16 protein-coding genes are annotated in these 20,351 nt (G+C 55.7%); 13 read left to right on the top strand and 3 right to left on the bottom strand.

Going from position 1 to position 20,351, the window contains the following annotated elements; all coding sequences use genetic code 11:
- The first annotated feature begins 26 nt into the window (after positions 1 to 26).
- Positions 27 to 797: an IclR family transcriptional regulator gene (locus D3H35_RS02850; RefSeq protein ID WP_119147684.1), complete on the top strand. Its 771-nt coding sequence runs from the start codon at positions 27 to 29 to the stop codon at positions 795 to 797.
- A 9-nt stretch (positions 798 to 806) separates the two neighbouring features.
- Here D3H35_RS02850 and D3H35_RS02845 read toward each other — a convergent pair whose 3' ends face one another.
- Together D3H35_RS02845 and D3H35_RS02840 are read right to left on the bottom strand one after the other, a co-directional pair.
- Positions 807 to 1,463: a cyclase family protein gene (locus D3H35_RS02845; RefSeq protein ID WP_119147683.1), complete on the bottom strand. Its 657-nt coding sequence runs from the start codon at positions 1,461 to 1,463 to the stop codon at positions 807 to 809.
- Positions 1,460 to 2,314, bottom strand: coding sequence for a dihydrodipicolinate synthase family protein (locus D3H35_RS02840; RefSeq protein ID WP_119147431.1), 855 nt, complete (start codon positions 2,312 to 2,314; stop codon positions 1,460 to 1,462). The genes D3H35_RS02845 and D3H35_RS02840 overlap by 4 nt, the downstream gene beginning before the upstream one ends.
- 190 nt (positions 2,315 to 2,504) lie before the next feature.
- Between D3H35_RS02840 and D3H35_RS02835 the strand changes: the two genes are divergently transcribed.
- The 12 genes from D3H35_RS02835 (at position 2,505) to D3H35_RS02780 (ending at position 14,882) form a co-directional block, all read left to right on the top strand.
- Positions 2,505 to 3,383, top strand: coding sequence for an extracellular solute-binding protein (locus D3H35_RS02835; RefSeq protein WP_119147682.1), 879 nt, complete (start codon positions 2,505 to 2,507; stop codon positions 3,381 to 3,383).
- Between the two features lie 64 nt (positions 3,384 to 3,447).
- Complete coding sequence (locus D3H35_RS02830; RefSeq protein WP_119147681.1) at positions 3,448 to 3,927, top strand: hypothetical protein; 480 nt, start codon at positions 3,448 to 3,450, stop codon at positions 3,925 to 3,927.
- A 233-nt stretch (positions 3,928 to 4,160) separates the two neighbouring features.
- On the top strand, positions 4,161 to 4,673 hold the full coding sequence (locus D3H35_RS02825) for a hypothetical protein (RefSeq protein ID WP_119147680.1): 513 nt from the start codon (positions 4,161 to 4,163) through the stop codon (positions 4,671 to 4,673).
- Positions 4,634 to 5,848 carry a polysaccharide deacetylase family protein gene (locus D3H35_RS02820; RefSeq protein ID WP_119147679.1) on the top strand — a complete coding sequence of 405 codons (1,215 nt, stop codon included), beginning with the start codon at positions 4,634 to 4,636 and terminating at the stop codon, positions 5,846 to 5,848. The genes D3H35_RS02825 and D3H35_RS02820 overlap by 40 nt, the downstream gene beginning before the upstream one ends.
- The gene (locus D3H35_RS02815; protein ID WP_119147678.1) at positions 5,845 to 6,798 is read left to right on the top strand and encodes an ABC transporter permease; all 954 of its coding nucleotides are present in this window, start codon (positions 5,845 to 5,847) and stop codon (positions 6,796 to 6,798) included. The genes D3H35_RS02820 and D3H35_RS02815 overlap by 4 nt, the downstream gene beginning before the upstream one ends.
- 33 nt (positions 6,799 to 6,831) lie before the next feature.
- Positions 6,832 to 7,677 carry a carbohydrate ABC transporter permease gene (locus tag D3H35_RS02810; protein ID WP_325049991.1) on the top strand — a complete coding sequence of 282 codons (846 nt, stop codon included), beginning with the start codon at positions 6,832 to 6,834 and terminating at the stop codon, positions 7,675 to 7,677.
- A gap of 103 nt (positions 7,678 to 7,780) precedes the next feature.
- On the top strand, positions 7,781 to 9,412 hold the full coding sequence (locus D3H35_RS02805; protein WP_158593911.1) for a type 2 periplasmic-binding domain-containing protein: 1,632 nt from the start codon (positions 7,781 to 7,783) through the stop codon (positions 9,410 to 9,412).
- A 111-nt stretch (positions 9,413 to 9,523) separates the two neighbouring features.
- Entirely contained in the window at positions 9,524 to 10,384 is an 861-nt protein-coding gene (locus tag D3H35_RS02800; RefSeq protein ID WP_119147676.1) for an NHL repeat-containing protein, read from the top strand.
- Positions 10,381 to 11,307: an NHL repeat-containing protein gene (locus D3H35_RS02795; protein ID WP_119147675.1), complete on the top strand. Its 927-nt coding sequence runs from the start codon at positions 10,381 to 10,383 to the stop codon at positions 11,305 to 11,307. Before D3H35_RS02800 ends, D3H35_RS02795 begins: the two co-directional genes overlap by 4 nt.
- 18 nt (positions 11,308 to 11,325) lie before the next feature.
- Positions 11,326 to 12,570 carry a DegT/DnrJ/EryC1/StrS family aminotransferase gene (locus D3H35_RS02790; RefSeq protein WP_119147674.1) on the top strand — a complete coding sequence of 415 codons (1,245 nt, stop codon included), beginning with the start codon at positions 11,326 to 11,328 and terminating at the stop codon, positions 12,568 to 12,570.
- 3 nt (positions 12,571 to 12,573) lie between these two features.
- A complete protein-coding gene (locus tag D3H35_RS02785) occupies positions 12,574 to 13,494 on the top strand; it encodes a Gfo/Idh/MocA family protein (protein ID WP_119147673.1) in 921 nt (306 codons plus the stop codon).
- Positions 13,495 to 13,544: 50 nt separating this feature from the next.
- Positions 13,545 to 14,882, top strand: coding sequence for a DegT/DnrJ/EryC1/StrS family aminotransferase (locus D3H35_RS02780; RefSeq protein WP_119147672.1), 1,338 nt, complete (start codon positions 13,545 to 13,547; stop codon positions 14,880 to 14,882).
- A 1,128-nt stretch (positions 14,883 to 16,010) separates the two neighbouring features.
- On the opposite strand, the gene D3H35_RS31930 is transcribed toward D3H35_RS02780, so the two are convergent.
- Positions 16,011 to 20,306, bottom strand: coding sequence for a right-handed parallel beta-helix repeat-containing protein (locus tag D3H35_RS31930; RefSeq protein ID WP_233567728.1), 4,296 nt, complete (start codon positions 20,304 to 20,306; stop codon positions 16,011 to 16,013).
- Positions 20,307 to 20,351: the final 45 nt, after the last annotated feature.

Raw genomic sequence — 20,351 nt, 5'->3', positions numbered from 1 at the left:
TTCAGTATTTTGAATAAGGTGTGCTGATGAAGAGACAATACAGCGTTCCCGCTTTGGCTAAGGGAATGTCGATCATGGAGATGCTGGCGTCCTCCAGGGATACGCTCGGTATTACCGATATTTACGATCGGACCGGCTTGCCCAAATCGTCGATATTTACGATCCTTAGCGAGCTTGAGCATCTCGGATACGTCGCCAAGACGGAAGACGGGAAGTATCAACTGACCCTAAAGCTTTACAACGTCGGAATGGAGCGGCTGTCCAAGCTGGATATTCGCCAGGCCGCAAGGCCCGAGATGGAGTGGATGGCGGAGAATTTAAAGTTTACCGTCCATCTGGCGATTCTGGAGGACGACAAGGCGTTGTATATCGACAAGGTGAACGGCCCCGGCTTTGTGCAATTCTCCACGCAAATCGGTCAGACCCAGCTGCTGCACAATTCCGGCGTCGGCAAGGCGCTGGCCGCCTACATGGCAGACGATCAGCTGTTGCAGGCGATCGCGAAGCACGGCATGCCCAAGACGGCGGCGCATACGATGACCTCGCTTGAGGAGTTCAAGCCGTTTCTCGTCGGCGTGCGGGAGACGGGCTACGCCATCGAGGACGAGGAAGGCGAAGCTGGAATACGCTGCATCGCCGCCCCCATCTTCAATCATACCGGGAAGGTCGCCGGCGCTCTCGGCATTACCGCACTGAGCAGCGAGCTCCCCAGCCGCGCCTTCGGCGAATGCGGCGAGCTGCTCCGCGCCAAAGCGCTGGCTGTCTCCAACAAGCTTGGCTACATACCCGAACCCTGACCCTTACAGTCAGGGTTCGAACAAGACCGCCCGGCAAGGGGCGGCGCACGCATCGGGAATGTGCAGCGGCAGCGCCAGCAGCGTCCAGGGTCCCCTGCCCGCTTCACGCAGATTTACGAGCGGCGCGACCATGAGACGGTCCTTCGCATAATAACGCGCCAGAAGCGTCATCTCGCCGCCAGGCTTGCGCGGGTCCTCGATGGATGTGATGTCCATCCCCAGCAAACCGACATCGCGGGCAATGATCCATTCCATTGCCTCGGGCTCAAAGTACGGGCTGGACTCCGTAAAACCTTCCCTGTTCCAATAAGCGTCCCATCCGGTCGCGATCAGAAGAGCGTCGCCCGGTTCGAGCACGGAGCCAACCGCCTCCTCCAGCTCCGCCGCGCCAATCGATTCAAACGGTCGCTTGTTCGGCAACTGAGCCACCCAAGCCCTCGTCTTCAGACGGTCGATGCTTACATCGCCAAGCCGCTCCCGGTCGGGGAACAGATGGTTGGCCGTCTCCAGATACGTTCCCGCCAGGGAATGCAGTTGAAAAGCGTGGCCTTCATAGCCGAACAACGCCGCGTCCGCAACCTTCTCTATGACGACCTCAGGGAACGGCGCCCCATAATTCCACATCCCGTCTTCCAGCTTCCCCGTCAGGTCGATCCATCTGCTCATACCGGATAGCCGAGCAACGTCTCGCTGACGCGCTGTTCGTCCGACGGCAGCAGCGGCAGCCGCGTCTCCGCACTCTTGAACAGGCCGAGCTGTTTGTACAACGCCTTGGTCGTCGGGATTTCATCCCCCGGACCGAACATATGGATGAACGGCAGAATCTTGTCGGAAAAGACGGCAAAGCTCTCTTGACGCTTGCCTGCCCGGTACAGATCCCAACACTCCTTGAATTCCTTCGGATAGATGATCGGCGCGATAATCATGTTCCCGTCGACGCCCGCTTCGAACGCACGGAAGCAGATGATGTCGTCTCCGCCGAACACCGCGAGCGATGTCTGCTGCTTCAACGCCCGGATTTTGCCCATGTTGTGGTCCGTCATCTTGATCGCCTTGATCGCAGGCACGGCCGCGGCCAGCTCGATTAGTTGCTGGGCGGTGTATACCGTCTTCGTCGTGACCGGGTTATCGTAGAAGACGATCTGCAGCCCCGTCCGCTCAGCCAGACTTCTCACGTACGCCTTCACCGATTCTAGCGAGTTCGGGAAATAATAAGGGCTTGGCACGAGCGCGGAGCGAATGCCGGCCTCGACCGCCGCTCGGCCGATTGCCACGGCTTCTTCCAGATTCGTATGATTGAGGCCGATCACGATGTGCATGTGCGGCACGCGCTTGGCAAAAAAGCGGGCGATCTCGATGCGCTCCTCGGCCGACAATGCCGGCGATTCGCCGGTGCTGCCGCCGATGACATAGCCCTCCACGAAATCGGACGTATGCCGGATCAAATTTTCAAAGCCTTCGTAATCGATCTTGCCGTCGACAAACGGCGTTGGTATAACCGGTATATTACCTTTCATGTCTATTCCTCCTTGTATTTATTTCAAAATACAAAAAACTATTTTAGTTAACTGAACGAGTCCACTATAGCACCCGAAACAAAATAGTGTCAATGACATTTGTACCAAACCTATACCAAAATTATCGCAGACAGTATATTATTAATAAGAAGACAAATAAGGGTATTATTAACGGCTATGGAGGGGTTTTGTGATTAAGAGGGAATTTCGTTATATCGAGCTTGCGGGGAAGCTGCGAACGGAGATTTTGTCCGGCTATCTGAAGCCGGGTCAGTTCCTGCTTCCCGAGAAAGAGCTCTGTCAGGTATACGATATTAGCCGGAATTCGCTGCGGCAGGCGCTTGAGCTGCTGACGAACGAAGGGCTTCTGGTCAAGATGGTCGGCCGGGGCACTATGGTTACGAAAGATCTCGACATCGGCAAGCATGAGAGCAACATCATCAACATCATCTGCCCTCAGCATTCTTCTTACGTGAACAAGGCGCTGCCGATTCTTATCGAGATGTTCAAGGAACAGTATCCGAACGTCGAATTCCGACTATTCGGAATGGGCACGAACAACGAGGATCTACTACAGGATTTGGCCAGCTTCGGCGTCCATGCGGACATCGTCATTATGAACGATGGCGACATGCAGCGATTGCCGCTCGACAAGTTCCTGACGCTTGAGGATATCGTTCCGGAGCAGGGCATGACCCAGGACAAGCTCTTTCAAATATTCGGCCACCCGACAGGACAATACGCCATCCCGCTTACGTATTCGCCAGTATTCCTCGCCTGCAATCCTCATCTGTTTGAGACGAGCGGACTGCATATACCGCAAATAAGCTGGAATTGGGAGCAGTTTGTCGAAGCGGCCAAGTCGATCACAAGAGATTCGAACGGCGACGGCAACCCCGGCCTGAACGACATCTACGGCTTCGGTTTGTCCTCGTCGCTGTATCGCTGGCCGGTGCTCGCCCGCAAGCACAGCTATCGGATGCGGCAGGAGCCGTCCGGCATGCTGAATACCGAAGGGCTGGCGGTTTTTTGGACTTCATCCAGACGCTGCTCTATAGGGACGGCGTAAGCCCGGTCATGGCCGTCAACGATTGGGAGCTGCTCGCCCAGTTGTTCGACGAGGGACGGCTCGGATGTTCCTGACGACGACGCTGACGACCGCCATGAACAATGCAACGTTTCCCGTAACCGTCATTTCCTCTGCCTACCAGCCCGCAAGCGGTCAAAGGAACCTTGCGATCGCCAACGGCATGATGATTCGAAGACGAGCGGGAATACGGCGCTGGCCAAGCAGTTCGCCGGTTAGCGATACATATCGATTACAGAGACGTATGGCTGCCGAAGCCAAGTTCCTGTCCGTTTATACACAGGTGAACGAGGAGGTATGGACGGAGCGCGAGCGCAGCGCGCTAGGCGTGACGGAGGAAAAATTCGGAGCCGTTTTACTCATGAACGAGATGCTTCCCGATCCGATCCTCGAGTCGGCGCTCGTCCATGAGCTGAGCAAGTTCTGGGCAGGATTCGAAACACCGGACGAAGCGACCGTCCGCTTGACCGACAAGCTGAGACAAGCGCTTGAGCTTGACCCTGTCCTGACCGAAGACAGCGTGTAAGTCCATGTCAGTTGATTGCGTTTACAAAGAAACCGCGGATTTATGAAGCGGTTTCTTTTTTTATTTAAGTTAATATTTCTGACGTTTTATTATTGACAAACGGCAATCTCATCGTGATATACTGGAATTGGTTCTAAACCTATACCAATTTTATAGATTAGTAGCTCGCATTCGTGTTATATTGTCTGACATATAAATCGCGAGTGCTTTCATTCACGAGGGAGTGGCACCAAATGGAAATGGGTAACCTAGCAATTGTGAACGAGCCTTCGGTAAGGAAACGAAGAGAAACGTATGGCGTCAACTCTTTCCAAGGCTATATCGAAGAAACGTTGAGCCGCCTCCGCATCCCCTTCCAAGCGTTCGAGTCCTTGCAAGCCGCCTTGGAATGGAAGCCTGATATTCTGATCCCGGCTCTATGCGAAGAGAACGCCGACAACGGACAAAAGCTGCAAGATTACGTCGAGGCCGGCGGCACTGTCGTCTCCTATGCTGGACTAAGAGGACTGGCACACAAGCTTGGGTATTGCGAGGAACGCCCGCTCGGCCCAGGCTACGCCGTCCTGCCGGAAGCGCTCGGCCCGATTCGCTTCCTGTCTGCGACAGGCTGGAGCAAGATTGGCGTGCAAGACGCCGCCAAAACCGGAAGCTTGCACGCCTGCAGTCCAACGGGCGCCGAAGCGGGCCCGGCGCTGCTCTCTATCCCTTGGGCCGGGGAACGTTCGAGCGCTGGTCGATCGACATAGTCGGCTCGATTGTCGCCTTGCAGCAAGGGAGCGGTCCCGTATATGACGACGGCGCATCGGCGCCGGACGGTTCGATCCCTGTACAGGACGGCCTCCTCAAGGCTGACGACCGTTGCGCGATGGACTGGGAATACGACCGCCTGACAACCGCCACGGGCATGAAATATTACGCTTATCCGTATGCGGACTGGTGGCGGACAGAATTGATCCGGCATCTGATCTCGATCACGCTGTCGAAGGGTAAGCTGCTTCCGTTCCTCAGCTTTTGGCCCGCCGGCATTCCGGCCGTGGCCGTCATCTCCCATGACAGCGATATTAACAAGGACGAGCATGCGGCGGCAACCCTCCAACTGCTAAGAGAGGTGGACGCCCGTTCGACATGGTGTATGCTGGAACCGGGATATTCGTCAGCCACCTACGACGAAGTGAAGGCCGATGGACACGACTTGTGCCTTCATTATAATGCATTGGACATGGAGGGCGGCAAATGGGACGAAGAAGCCTTCCGCAACCAGAGCAAATGGCTTCGGGATGCGGCCGGCATCGACCGCATCTCGTCCAACAAGAATCACTATACCCGCTTCGAAGGCTGGGGCGAGCTGTACCGATGGTGCGAGCAGAACGGCATCGAGTCCGATCAAACCAGAGGCCCGAGCAAAAAAGGCAATATCGGCCTGATTTTCGGCACATGCCATCCCTACTTCCCGGTGAGCGATTTTATGGAAGGGAACCGTTCGTACGACGTGCTTGAGATTGGATTTCTGAGCCAGGATCTCAACCACCCCGAACTGTACGATTCCAGTCTCGTCGATCCGTTCCTGAACATTGTTCGGGAATCCGAAGGCGTCGCTCACTTCCTTTTCCATCAGGTTCACATTTACAACTTCGAACCCGTCAGACAAGCGGTCCGGGAAGTCGTAGCCGGAGCCAGGCAGCGCGGCTTCGCGCTTTGGACGGTCGACGAGGTGAACCAATGGGAACGGGCTCGGCGGAGCGTCAGCATAGCCGGGGTCGATGAATCCGGCCGCCCCGTCCTGGAGGGCGAAGAGCTGCCGCAAGCCACAGTCGTGTATGTCCCTGTCTCCGCCGATTCGTCCGCAACGGATGGGGATTGTGAGATCAAGTTCGGATTCGTCTGCAGGAAATATACCATCTGCGAGAGGAACGATGGATGATGGCCAAGGAAAATATCGCGGGTTCCAGCCTCACACAAAAAACTTTTTTTCAATCGCTTTCCCACCGGCTTTGGAGAGACCGCTATATTTACCTGTTATTGCTGCCTGGCCTGATTTACTTTCTAATGTTCAAGATTATTCCGATTTTCGGCAATGTCATCGCCTTTCAGAACTTTAATCCGTTCAAAGGCATCATGGAGAGCGATTTTGTCGGGTTTGCCAACTTCCAGCGGATCTTTGAGGATTCCGAAGTACTTCGGGTACTGCGCAATACGCTGTTCATTTCCTTGATGCAAATCGTTTTCGTGTTTCCCGCTCCGATTCTCCTTGCGATCATGTTGAACGAGCTGGCGAACGAAAGGATCAAACGTTTCATTCAATCTATTGTCTATTTGCCGCATTTCTTCTCTTGGGTCGTCATTATTAGCATCGCGACCATTTTCCTTAAGCCGGAAGGTCTCATTAACCAACTGCTGATGTACATGGGTTACGATTGGGTATCCTTTATGACGAATTCCCATCTGTTCGTCCCGATCGTTATCGTGGAGCTGATCTGGAAGGAAACCGGCTGGTCCACAATTATTTTCCTGGCCGCGCTCGCCTCTATCAATCACGAGCTCCTGGAAGCAGCCATCGTAGATGGAGCCAACCGCTGGAAGCGCATTTGGCACATCATCGTGCCTTCCATCGGCCCTACCGTCGTAATTTTGCTCATTCTTCGTTTAGGCACCGTACTCGATTCCGGTTTCGAGCAAATTTTCCTCATGTTGAATCCGTTCAACAAAGAGATCGGCAACGTCCTCGATACGTTCGTATACGAAAAAGGAATCAAGCAAAGCGACTACAGCTTCAGCGCGGCGGTGGGCCTGTTCAAGGGCTTAGTCGGACTCGTACTAGTCCTCGGAGCTAACCGAATTGTCAAGCGATTCGGGCATGACGGGTTATTCTAAGCTGACCATCAGGGAATAGAGAGGAGATCTGTCATGCATTTCAAAACGAGATCGGATAAATGGTTCGACAGGATCAATTATTTGCTGCTAGCCGTTGTCAGCCTTTGCATGATCTTCCCCCTGCTGTATATCTTCTCCGTATCTTTCTCAACGACGGCGGATTTCGTACAGAAGAAAATCGTTCTATGGCCCTCTCATTGGGATTTTGGGGCCTACCAATATATTTTCGGCACGCAAACGTTCAGCCGCGCCTTGCTCGTCAGCGCTTGCCTGACCGTCGTTATTACCATCTTCAATCTGTTCATGACAAGCACAATGGCATTCGCCCTAACCCATCGCTTCGTCGGCTACAAGCTAATTTTAGGCATGGTCATCCTAACTCTGTTATTTTCGCCAGGTCTCATTCCCAGCTATCTTATGGTTCGCAATTTGCACTTGATCAACTCGTATTGGTCGCTTATTTTGCCCGGCGCAATCAGCACCTTCAACCTCATCGTCATTCGCCAGTTTTTCCAAGGGCTGCCGAAGGAGATTTTCGAAGCTGCGCGCATTGATGGCGCGCATGATCTGCGACTGTTTACGAAAATCGCGCTCCCGCTGTCCAAGCCTGCTCTGGCCGCCTTCGCGTTGTTCTATGCGGTCGATGCCTGGAACGCTTACTTTAATGTCATTCTCTACATCAACGATACGACGAAGTGGACGATTCAAGTCGTCCTGCGGCAGATGGTCATCGTCTCGCCGCCCGACAACAATTTGTTGACCAGTCTGCTGCGGGATCCGCCTCCGCCGCAAACTGTTCAAATGGCAGCCGTGCTAGTCGCTACGTTGCCCATACTTGTCATTTATCCATTTCTGCAAAAGCACTTCGCTAAAGGGTGATGTTAGGCTCGGTAAAAGGATGATTGCAGCAAAGAAAAGTCAGCAGTATGCCGGATCGCGCCTCAGCTCCAACCAAATTCGATGTGAAGGGGATAACAGGTCTATGAACAAGTTGAAAAAAATCGCAATGCCCGCACTTGCATTCTCTCTATTGTTCGTAATGGCAGCATGTTCGTCAAATGACAATTCTTCGAGTCCTTCCGCTCCGGCGTCCGGCAGCCCGACGGCCAGCAGCTCGGCATCCGGCAGCCCGGACACCGGTAAGAAGTACACGATCTCCATGCTCGACTTTACGTATGGGAAAATCCCTCCATCCGACGGACAAGGCGTGAAGCTCCTTAACGAAAAGTTCAACATCGATTACAAACCGACGATCGTACCGTATGAAGGCTATCAAGAGAAGATGTCTACCACGATCGCGGGCGGCGACATGCCCGACGTGCTCGGCATAGAAGAATACTTGGCCGGCGGCACCCTGCACACCTGGGCTGAACAAGGAGCGTTCCTTCCGCTCAACGACTATATTAAGAAATATCCAACGCTGGCGGCGGTGCCCGAAGAGGTGTGGGCGATCGTCACCTCGAAGGACGGAAAAATCTGGGGCATCCCGCGCTATTATCCGAATAACCCGACCCAGAACTGGGTCATCCGTCAGGATTGGCTGGACAACCTCGGCTTGCAAATGCCGACCAGTTATGAAGAGCTGGCCAAAGTCGCGCTAGCCTTCACCAATGACGATCCGGACAAAAACGGCAAAAAAGATACGTATGGATTGGTCATGGGCCCTGGCGCATCTCCGTCTTACGCGATGGGCGCTTACTGGGATCGCGACGCTTGGTATCACAAAAATGCCGACGGCAACCTGATTCCGGGCTATATTAGCGACGCCTACAAAGAAAATGTGATCATGTTCACGGATTTGTACAAGAAAGGCGCGATTACGAAGGGCTTCGGCGCCAACGCCGGCTTCGAAGTCGGCCAAGCCGACTTCTATAACGGCAAAGCGGGCATGTTCATGGGCGGCATCCGCGGCATGGACGAGAATCTGGCTAACTCCCTGCTCTCGGTCGCGCCAAATGCCAAGCTTTCCTCCATCCCGCCGTTCGTAGCGCCGGACGGCACCCAAGGCTTAACCGCTCAACGCGGATACTACCGGATCACGGTTCTGAATGCGAAGCTCGCAGGCGACGAAGACAAAATTAACCGCATCCTGTCCCTGGTCGACTACGGCCGCACCTTTATTCCGGTGAGCGAGCGTACGCCGGACAACGAGACATTCGACTTCCGCTCCGGCAAAGCGAATACGGGCTATACGTATGAGAATAGCGTCACGACCTTTACCCAGCCGGATCAGGGCTTGATGCCTTCGAGCTACTTGCCGGACGCTAATATGTGGGCACCGTCCGTACTGGACAACAAATATTCAGAGCTTATGAATAACCCGCTGCTCAAGCCTTATGTGCAGCAGCTTGAAAAAGAGTATTCCGATTATGAGGAATACGTAGACCCTGGCTATATCGGCTACTCTCCTATCTTGAACACTGGCAAAGGCACCGATGCCATCAATAAAGTAATCGATGCGCAAGTGAAGATGATCATGGGCGAGCTGCCGCTGTCCAATTGGGACAAGGTCATAGCCGATTATATGAAAAACGGCGGCGGGGACATTATCAAGGAAATGAACGAAAGCCTGAAAGGAAAAACCTTGACCGGCTTCAAGAAGATGGGTCAATAAGATCCGAAAAAAAGCCCAAGATGATCTTGGGCTTTTTTCATCCCCTTTCAATCGAGGAGATGACGCCGGCAACGGCATATGAGCCTAACGCGAAGGGAACCGGGTCAGCGAATGAAGCATCCATCGTATTCAAGCTTGGGACAACCATGCCGCAACTTTAATATTCTGGCATCAGCCGTCGTGACCGACCCGCTGGACAACCGAGAGAAGCTGGTTCTCTCCAACTATGCGATGGGCGCGACCGGAAGCCTCATTCTGATAGATCCGTTAACGGGGGAAGGCGAGAGCCTTGAGCTGCCCGTTGGCGCGGGCGCATGGGGGCTCGCAAACCTGGGGGACGAGAAGCTGGTCGTCGGCACTTGCGTCGGCCAAGCGTACTTGCACGTACTGGATTTGCGAACGAGACGCTGGGCGCAGGCGTTGGCGGCCGAAGGCGAATTTTATTTCTGGCAGCTGACGGTCGGCTCGGACGGGAACGTCTACGGCGGCACCTACCCGGGATGCTCGCTCATCAAGTACGATCCGGACAGCCATACGTTGACCAACCTGGGGAAAGTATCAGGCAATGCCGCCAATCAGTACAGCCGTCCCGTATGGGGAGAGGCGCCCGGCTATATCCTTGCTAACTACGGCTTCGACACGACCGGCATGACCGCTTACGACTTGAAGGACGGCACATTTCGGTCGTTCGGCGAGCCGGGCGAGCAGATCCGGTGGGCGACGGACCGGCTCGTCTGCGCGGAGAAGGACGGCGCCCTCTCCTACTATAACGCCGCGACGCTGCTCCCGTTCGCGGGAGACCTCGCGAAAGAGCTCACCCCCCGCACATCGGTCGCCTTGTCCAACGGGCAGCGCATCCCCGTGCGGCGATTGGTCGGCAACCGGCTTGCGGGCGTGAGGGCCAGGACTACTTCATCGTTCCGGAACCGGACGGACCGGTTGATTCGGACGAGCCGGTCGAGGCCGAATTGAAACGCATTCCCGTTCCCGCTCCGGCCACGGCGATATTCACGCTCCAATCCGACGGACAGGGACGGATATGGGGAGCCAGCGGCTTCGGCCAGACGATATTCCGACTCGATCCCGCATCCGGAAAGAGCTGGAGCTCCTCTTCGGTATGCAATGCGGGCGGCGAAGTGTACGGCATGCAGTTCGCCGGCGGCCGGCTGTTTCTGACCGCTTACGTAGGGGGCGACCATATCGTCTTCGATCCCGATGCTCCCTGGGACCAACTGAACAACGTCAATCCGCGCACGCTGCGGTCGGTCGCGCCCGAGCTTATTCGTCCTGAAGGCCGCAGCGCGATCGGACCCGACGGCGGTATCTGGACGGGATGGTCGGCCAAGTACGGCACGTATGGCGGCGGCTTGTCGCGGATCGACCCCGCCACGCTGGCCGTCGAGGGCTGGCTCGATCCCGTGCCCGGTCAGCAGGTTGCAGGCGTAGCCGCCGATGCGAAGTACGTGTACTTCACGACTAACGGCGGCGCCAGCGGTCTGGCCCATCGGGAGGTTCAATGCCGATTCGGCGTATGGGCGCCCGGACGCGGACTCATTCACGAGGAGACGTTCGAGCCCGAACAGGAAGCGGGCAACGCCATCGTCGCGATTGGCGGCAACGTTCTGATCGGCGTCGGCGACGATATATGGATTTTCGACCCGGACCGCCTTGCGTTCGTCCATTCGGTGCCAATCGGTCACGCCAGCAGCTGGCTTGTCGCGATCGACGACCGGATAGCGGGCGCATACGGCGGCGGACAGTATTGGGAAATCGACGCGGCGTCCGGCTCGGGCGTCTTCGTGTCCGAGGTTCCCGGCTATGTGCGGGCATCCGTCATGCATGACGGCAAGCTTTATTTTGCGGTCGACTCGACCCTTTACGTACTCAATCGATAAATGACGGAGGGATTCACAATGTCAGAGCAATTAGCGATCCATGGCGGAGCGAAGGTCAAATCCATTCCGTTCGGCACCGGCCGACGGTTCGGCGAGGAGGAGCTGCAGGAGCTGCGCGAAGCGCTTGAGCAAGATACGCTGTTCTACCACTACGGCGCGAAGGTAAAGCGGTTCCTGCAAAAATTTAACGAGATGTACGGCGTCAAGTACAGCGTCGCGACAAGCTCGGGCACGGCAGCCATCCACGTCGCGCTCGGCGCGGCCGGCGTCACCGCGGGGGACGAAGTGATCACGAGCCCGATCACCGATCAGGGGACGGTCGTCGGCATTCTGTACCAGAACGCGATCCCGGTATTCGCCGACGTGCTGCCGGACACGTACAACCTGGACCCGGCCTCCGTCGAAGCCAGAATTACGAAGCGAACCAAAGCGATCGTCGCCGTACATCTGGCAGGCAACCCCTGCGACATGGACGCCATCATGGCGATCGCGCGCAAGCACAACTTGAAGGTCATCGAGGACTGCGCGCAGAGCTATCTGAGCGAGTACAAGGGCAAGCTTGTCGGGACGATCGGCGATTACGGTTGCTTCAGCACGAACGACTTCAAGCACATCTCGACGGGCGACGGCGGGATGGTCACGATCAACTCGGGTGACGAGGAGGACTACACGATCGCCCACGCGTTCGCCGACAAAAACTATCAGCGCTTCGATACGAAGGTAAACCGCGATATCCATCATTTGGCGCCGAACTACCGCATGACCGAGCTTCAAGGCGCGGTCGGCATCGCCCAGCTGGACAAGCTCGCCTGGATCTGCGACAAGCGCAAGGAATACGGCGCCACGCTGACCGCAGGGTTGGCCGGCATTCCCGGCATTTTGCCCCCTGCCATCACGGAAGGCTCTGCGAGCTCCTACTGGTTCTATCTGTTCCGGCTGGATACGAGCCTGCTGAACGCAACCGTGGACGAGTTCGTCGCCGCTCTCAATGCGGAGGGAATCCCGAGCATTCGCGGCTACATTCCGCAGCCGGTCTACTTGCAGCCCATGTTCCAGAAGAAAGAAGCCTACCCGGGCACGAATTATCCTTTCAGCCTCTCGGACGTATCGTACGACCAAGGTATTTGCCCGAACGCCGAAGCGATTTTGCAGACGTCCGTCCGCATGGGGATCAGCGAGTTCTATACGGCGGACGATATTCGCGACATGGTCGCGGCGATCCGCAAAGTAGCGGCCTATTATCGAATGCCGGGGAGGAGCTAACCGATGCAAAGTTCGTTAAAGCTCGGCATCGTCGGTCTCGACACCTCGCACGTCACCGCGTTCGCCGAGCTGCTGAACGATCCGGGGCACCCCTATCATATACCCGGCGGGAACATCCGGGCGGCGTATCCGGGGGTCGCTTCCCCCGACTTCGAGCTGAGCTATGCCCGACTGCAACCGTATACGGACGAGCTGGCGAACAAGTTCGGCGTAACGCTGCTGGACTCCGAAGAAGCCGTCGCCGAGTCGTGCGACGCCATTCTGCTCGAATCGGTCGACGGACGCGTCCACCTGGACCAATTCCGCAAGCTCGCTCCCTTCGGCAAGCCCGTGTTCGTCGACAAGCCCTTCGCCCTCTCGACGCAAGAGGCTAGGGAGATGATCGCGCTCGCGGAGCGGTACCGCGTCCCTCTGATGAGCTGCTCGTCGCTCCGTTACGCGGAAGCGCTGTCCGAGCAGCTGCGCCGAATGGGCGGCGATCCGATCGCCGGCGCGGACTGTTACGGACCGATGGCGATCCAGGCCACGCAGCCGGGGTTGTTCTGGTACGGCATCCACATGGTCGAGATGCTGTACCGCGTAATGGGCGCCGGCTGCGTCCGCGTCGCCGCGGAGACGAACGCCGACTACGATCTGGTGGTCGGCACTTGGGCGGACGGACGAATCGGCACGATTCGCGGCAATCGCAAGGGGAACAACAAGTTCGGCGTGCTCGTGCATGGCGAAGCGGCAGCTTATTATGCAGACATCAGCTCGCATTCCAAGCCCTTCTATGCCTCGATGCTGGAGCAAGTGATGCGTCTCTTCCATACCGGAGAAGCCGACATCGATCTGGGGGAGACGTTGGAGATTATTCACTTCATAGAATGCGCGAACGAGAGCCGAGAGACGGGACGCAGCGTCGAGCTGAGGCTGAACCGATAGCTCTTCGGCAGGCGTCCTCACGACGACACTAATTTGGAGGTACCGTTATCATGTCCGATAAAGAGAATCGACTGGCTTTGTTCGGCGGCCCGAAGGCGGTAACCGACGCGCCTGGGGATCTATTTACTTGGCCCATCGTTACGAAAGAGGACGAGGAAGCGGCGCTGGAGGTGCTGCGCAGGGGCGCGATGTCCGGCACGGACGTCACGATGCAGTTCGAGGCGGACTTCAGGCAATGGCTTGAGGTCGATTACGCGCTCGGCTTCAACAACGGGACGGCTTCCCTTCAAGCTGCCATGTACGGCTGCGGCGTGGGCATCGGCGACGAAGTCATCTGTCCGAGCATTACGTACTGGGCTTCGGGCGCGCCCGCTTATTCGCTTGGCTCGACGGTTGTGTTCGCGGATATCGACCCGGTCAGCCTGTGCCTCGATCCGAACGATATCGAGCATCGGATCGGCGAGCGGACGAAGGCGATCGTCGTCGTCCACTACTTCGGTCATCCCGCCGATATGGATCCGATCATGGCCATCGCCGACAAGTACAAGCTGAAAGTAATCGAAGACGTATCCCACGCCCAGGGCGGCATCTACAAAGGCCGCAAGCTTGGGACGATCGGACATGTCGGGGCGATGTCCCTAATGGCCGGCAAGTCGCTAGCGGTCGGCGAAGCCGGCATGCTCGTCACGAACGAACGGGAGATCTACGAGCGCGCGCTTGCCTTCGGCCACTACGAACGCTTCAACCAAGAGATTCAATCCGAAGCTCTGAAGCCTTACATCGGACTCCCGCTAGGCGGGGCCAAACATCGGATGCACCAGCTAAGCTCCGCGGTCGGACGGGTTCAGCTCCGGCATTACGAAGAGAGACAAGCGGAAATTCGCCGCGCCATGAATTACTTCTGGGATCTGCTGGAGGGAGTGCCCGGTCTCCGGGCGCACCGTACCGCGCCGGGTTCGGACAGCTTGATGGGCGGCTGGTACGCCGCACACGGCCACTACCGTACGGAAGAGCTGGGAGGCTTGTCCGTATCGCGATTCTGCGAAGCGGTCAGAGCCGAAGGCGTCGAGGATTGCGTGCCGGGCTGCAATCTTCCGCTGCACACCCACCCGCTGTTCAAGGAAGCGGACGTGTACGGACATGGCCGCCCGACGCGGGTCGCGAACTCGGAGCGCGACGTCCGGACGCTGGACGCGGACCTGCCGGTGAGCGGTGGGATCGCAGCCCGCGTGTACGCGATTCCTTGGTTCAAGCATTATCGGCCGCAGGAGATCGAGCAGTACGCGCTCGCCTTCCGCAAGGCGGCGCTGAACTATAAGGAGCTGCTCGAAGGCGATACGGGCAATCCCGCTTCGATGGGCGGCTGGAATATGTTCAAGCGCAAATAGCATCATGCAAGAGGGGCTGTCCCAATTTATTTTTGGGACAGCCCCTTGCAAGTTCGATCACACTTTCCGCCGAATGTATGGTACCTCCTCCCACTGTTGCGCGCTCGACCACATTTCCCGCCGATTGTATGGTACCTCTTCCCACTGTTGCGCTCTCGACCGCACTATCCGCCGAATGTAGGGTACCTCTTCCCACTGTTGCGCACTCGACCGCACTATCCGCCGAATGTATGGTACCTCCTCCCACTGTTGCGCGCTCAATCACACTTCCCGCGGAATGTATGGTACCTCGTCCCACTGTTGCGCTCTCGACCGCACTATCCGCCGAATGTATGGTACCTCGTCCCACTGTTGCGCTCTCGACCGCGCTTCCCGCCGAATGTATGGTACCTCGTCCCACTGTTGCGCTCTCGACCGCACTATCCGCCGATTGTATGGTACCTCCTCCCACTGTTGCGATCTCGATCACACTTCCCGCCGAATGTATGGTACCTCGTCCCACTGTTGCGCTCTCGACCACATTTCCCGCCGATTGTATGGTACCTCCTCCCACTGTTGCGATCTCGATCACACTTCCCGCCGAATGTATAGTACCTCGTCCCACTGTTGCGCTCTCGACCGCGCTTCCCGCCGAATGTATGGTACCTCGTCCTACTGTTGCGCTCTCAATCACACTTCCCGCGGAATGTATGGTACCTCGTCCCACTGTTGCGCTCTCGACCGCACTATCCGCCGTATGTAGGGTACCTCATCCCACTGTTGCGCTCTGGATCACACTACTTGCCGAATGAATGGTACCTCGTCCCACTGTTGCGCTCTCGACCACACTTTCCGCCGATTTTATGGTACCTCGTCCCACTGTTGCGCTCTCAATCACACTTTCCGCCGATTGTATGGTACCTCGTCCCACTATTGCGCTCTCGACCGCACAATATGTCCCTCTGGTCCTTGCAGACCTTCCGGCTGCAAGCCGACTTCGCACTGCACGGCCGATACTTTGCCCGCATAGGACCCGCCCGAACCGTCATAGAAGCGGCCGGCACACTCCAGCCTCCCATCTTGGAATCAAAAGAAAGCCCTCCAAATTGCGAAGGGCTTTCTCCGTTTCCTATTCGATTTGAAACGCGCTTAGAGAGGATATCTTTTATTATATATGTTGTACAACAGCACCGCCGCTTCAGAGCGGGTCGTCATGCCGAGAGGATTCAGCTTGCCGCCCGATCCGGCAATGATTCCTTCCTTGACCAGCGCGGATACTGTTTCGCGCGCATAATCCGATACATTGGACTTGTCCGCGAACTTGTCCAGCTCATTGCCCGTTGCGCCCGGCTTCAGCAAGCCGGCCGCTTGCAGCGCCCTGTTCGTCAGAACGATCATATCCTGTCTGCTAATGCTCTTTTTCGGGTTGAACAGGCCTTGGTCCACGCCCGACGCGATGCCGAGACTTCTGGCGATGGCGATTTCCTCATAGTAGTAGTCGCCGGTCTTCACATCGTCAAAGTTGACATTCGCGGCAGCTTGCAGCCCCAACGTTCTTACAAGCAGCGCCACAAAATCTCCCCTGCTAATATTGGCGGTTGGCGCGAACCGATCGGCCGACAAGCCGTGGATGATTCCTTTGGATGCAAGCACCTCGACAGGATGCTTCGCCCACGCGATCTTCTCCACATCATTGAAGGTCTTGAAGCCGTCCGCAACTGCATAAGTTCCCTGAGCTTCCGCTTCGAAGACGATAACTCCTGCCGCCTTGTCATATCTGGCGCTTGGAACGGCTATTGCTTTCCCTTCGCTGTCCACTCTCCATACCGTAATGCTCTCTGCATGCTTCCGTTCTTCCGCTGTCGGCGTATACGGAAGCATGACCTCGACCTTGTCATTCCCTGCGGTCAGCGCTATCGGTTTTCCGCCTTCCGTTAGCGTCACGGTTACCGCAGGTCGAGTTCCGATCGCCGATGAATGTGCCGCCCCAATGTTCAGCACGATATTGTCCGCACCGGCTGCGTTCAGAACGGAATTCGGAATGCTTACTGTGCCTGCAGAAGTGCTTATTACAAGCACAACGGAATCCGTCGAGGCAGCTGCGGGATTCGGTATCTCTACCGAATAAGCTCCGGCGTTTTGCGTGTCGGGCAGCTTAATCTCGATTCTCTTCGTTCCATCCGCTTCTATTGAAGCAGACTTCAGAGCATTTTCCAGCTCTTCCGCAGTCATCTTGGCGCTGGCGATGCCTGTCTTGGAATCAAGAGCGGGATTGGCTATCGTTCCTTCGGCTTCGCCGCTTGGGACGACCGGAGTCGTTCCTCCTCCACCCGTGTTTCCGCCATTGTCCGTATGGCTAGGAATGTACTCGTACGCACCCAAATCGGGCTTACCCACTCTGGCGCGCCCCAGTATATCGACATTCGGAGCGTTTTCACTTACCCCTTTGTTGATGCTAGCGCTGGCAGAAGTAACATCCAGAATATCGTCAAATATTCTTTGAGCTCTCTCATATTCGTCCGCTGCGCCGGCGATAGAACCTTTAAAGCTTACATTCCCTTTGAACATATTAGTGTACCTGTTATTGGTCGCCGCCGCATTCTCGGCTGTCATAAAATCTTTGATCGACATGACATTCGTGACGAATTGAGCATTCGCCGGGAATGTTTTGTAATCGTACATGTTATTTCTGAATGTGTTCCCGACTACCATAGGGGTTGTGGTCTGGTCGGAATTTGTTCTGACGACATTGTACTGGTAACCGATAATGACCGGCTTCACTTTCCCGTAGACTGAATCATACTCCTCCGTGCGGTCATTATAGAAGATGTTGTTCTGGAACAGGTTATTGCGTACGTTCCAATCGAGATACAAATCGTTTTCCCAACTGTTATAGAAAGTATTGTTGGTTACCGTCACTCTTTCGATGCCGACAAGGATCAGACCGTACTTGGATTCGGAGAATACGCTGTTCTTGACGACGATATCCGTCGCATGAATGTCGTAATTGTCGCCAGCGTAAAACTGCAAGCCGCCGCCCGGCGAATTCGACACCTTTATGCCGTCGAAAACCAGGTTGGAGCCGTGACCGATATAAGCGCCGTGGTCGGCCTGGCTCTTGCGAGTCTGACCGATATCCCATATATTGATGTCTTTGAACAAGGAATTCGTAGTGCCGTTAATCAACAAGCCCTGTACACCGGAAGTGACCTCTTCAGGAGTATCGATATCCCATATGTTCAGATTTTTCAATACAATGTTGTCGCTGTCCAACGTCCAGATCCCGGCGCCTTTGAACCCTGTAATATAGAGTCCTTCTATTGTAAGATACGAGCTGTTCGTAATCTTCGTCATTAAATCGCCTTTCGCTGCTTCGTCGCGGTCCTGATAGTTCGTTTTGCTTGTGAAGACAGGTCCGGGAAGCGAGAAGTTGGCCAAGTCCAGCGGGTCGTTCGGATTCGTGCTGGCTTTGATGACGATTGGCGCATCGGCCACGCCGTGCTTATTGTTAATATCATAACGTCCTGAGTAAATCCCCTTATGGACAATGATCGTGTCACCGGAATCCGCCGCGTTGACGGCTTGGGCGAACGTCCGGAACGGATGCTCCGCCGAACCGTCGCCATTCAGTTCCCCGGCATTGTCGCCTGCCAAGTGGATCGTCTTTATGCTGTAAGGCGAATAATAGGCGCCGATATCCTGACCCAAAGCGCTGTAAGGCGTTCCCTCGAAATCGACGCTAGGAGCCGGAATGCCGCTAACCGATTTGGCGCCGGTTCTCGACGCTGTGCTTCCTTTTGACAGCTTGTAATTTCCGTTCGCCGCGTCTTTGAACGAAGGGCTTCCGATTCTTCCCTTTTGTTCATTGCCGTTCGCCGCTGTTTCCGCATAAGTTCGATCGACGCCGTTCACACGGGTAATCTTCTCCTCCGCAGACGCGTCATACAAGTTGTAATCGGAGATGAATCCCCCCATTTTGTCGATTCGGGTGAATGCGCCCTGACCTCTGGAGCTTCTGGAGAAAATATTGTTCACAATGGCCGGATTGGCCGCATTTCCTCCCGCTTGCGCAATGTCAATGCTGTACCCGCTGTTGTTATAGAAAGTATTGTTGAAAATGGAGAAGCTGGGTTCGCCCGTCCCCGCCACGCCTGCCGCCGAATACGTGATCAGGCTCGTATTAAGCGTCAGGACGATTTGGTTTTTCGCTTCGATGGCAACGGCGCTTGCATGGTCAACCGTCGAGCGGGTTACCGTTGCCGGAGTCGCCTCGCCGATTCCGTCCAGAACGATCCCCTTCTCAACATGGTGAATGTTAACCTTGTTCATGGACAAATTCGGACTGTCCGTTGCGCTGATCCCGTATTTTGCATTTGCGATCGTAAGATTGTTCAAAGCCGCTTTCGGAGAAGCGTTCAACGATACAGCCGTGTTTCCTGCGCCGGCATTGACGGTGAAGCCGTCGATGGTAACGCCGGTTGCGTTGTCCAACGTGATGCTGCCGTTCAAAATTGCGGCTCCAACCGCTTTGATCGTATATTCGCCGGTTTCCTGAGCCGTCCGGTTTGCAAGCACGATGTTCTCCGTGTAAGTGCCTGCTTTGACGATAACCGTTTCCCCGTTTCGCAAAGCGTTCAAGCCTGCGCCGATCGTCTTAAACGGCGATTCCGCCGTTCCCGAGTTAGTATCCTTGCCGGTCGAAGCGTCCACATAATAGCTCACATCGACGGCAGCTGCCGAATAGGCGCCGATGTCGGAAGGAATCTTTCTCATTATCCCGTTAATATCCTTCGCAGGAGTATTCGCATCCGTAATGCCTGCGCCTACAGCCGGACTGAGCTTATAAATACGGTAATCCTTGGCCCTGGCGTTGATAAACTCGGCAGGCGCTTTAACGGCATGCGCCTCCGCAATGGCATTCAAATCGGCCTGCCCTATCGTATCCGCATTGTACAAGTTGTAATCGAATTCATTGCTTGCGTTGCTTGCCCGCTTGGTTGAGAAGATGTTGTTCTTGAAAATATTGCCCGTTGAATCGGCGCTTAAATCAACGTCTTTTCCGTTTCCATACAGCGTGTTGTTGAATACCTTGTTAGCCGCAGATGCGTCCGCTAGATGAATAGCCGTCTGTCTTTCCGTTATGACGTTGTTGGTGATCGAGCTATTCACGCTGTCGTTCACCAAGATGGCGTCGGCCGCTTTCGGAGCAAATATATTGTTTGTAACCGCTGCTCCGTCCGCTTGGTATAAGGCTACAACGCCGTTTATACGGTTGCCGTCAATCGTTACTTTCTTGCCGGACAAAGCAGTACTGCCGGCAATGGTAAGATTCTTAATGGTGATGGCTTTATCCGCCGAGCCCTTCACATTCAATGCGCCGTTTATGATGACTTGGCCCTCATACGGCTTGACCGTGACATCTCCGTTACCGGTCGATGCCGCCATGTCGATGCTCTCGTCGGCGTTATAGCTGCCCGCCAAGACCTGGAT

It is taken from the genome of Cohnella faecalis, from assembly GCF_003570905.1.
GTDB lineage: Bacteria > Bacillota > Bacilli > Paenibacillales > Paenibacillaceae > Cohnella > Cohnella faecalis.
Note: the sequence above shows the minus strand (reverse complement) of the source record. Positions and strands in the feature narration are given on the sequence as shown.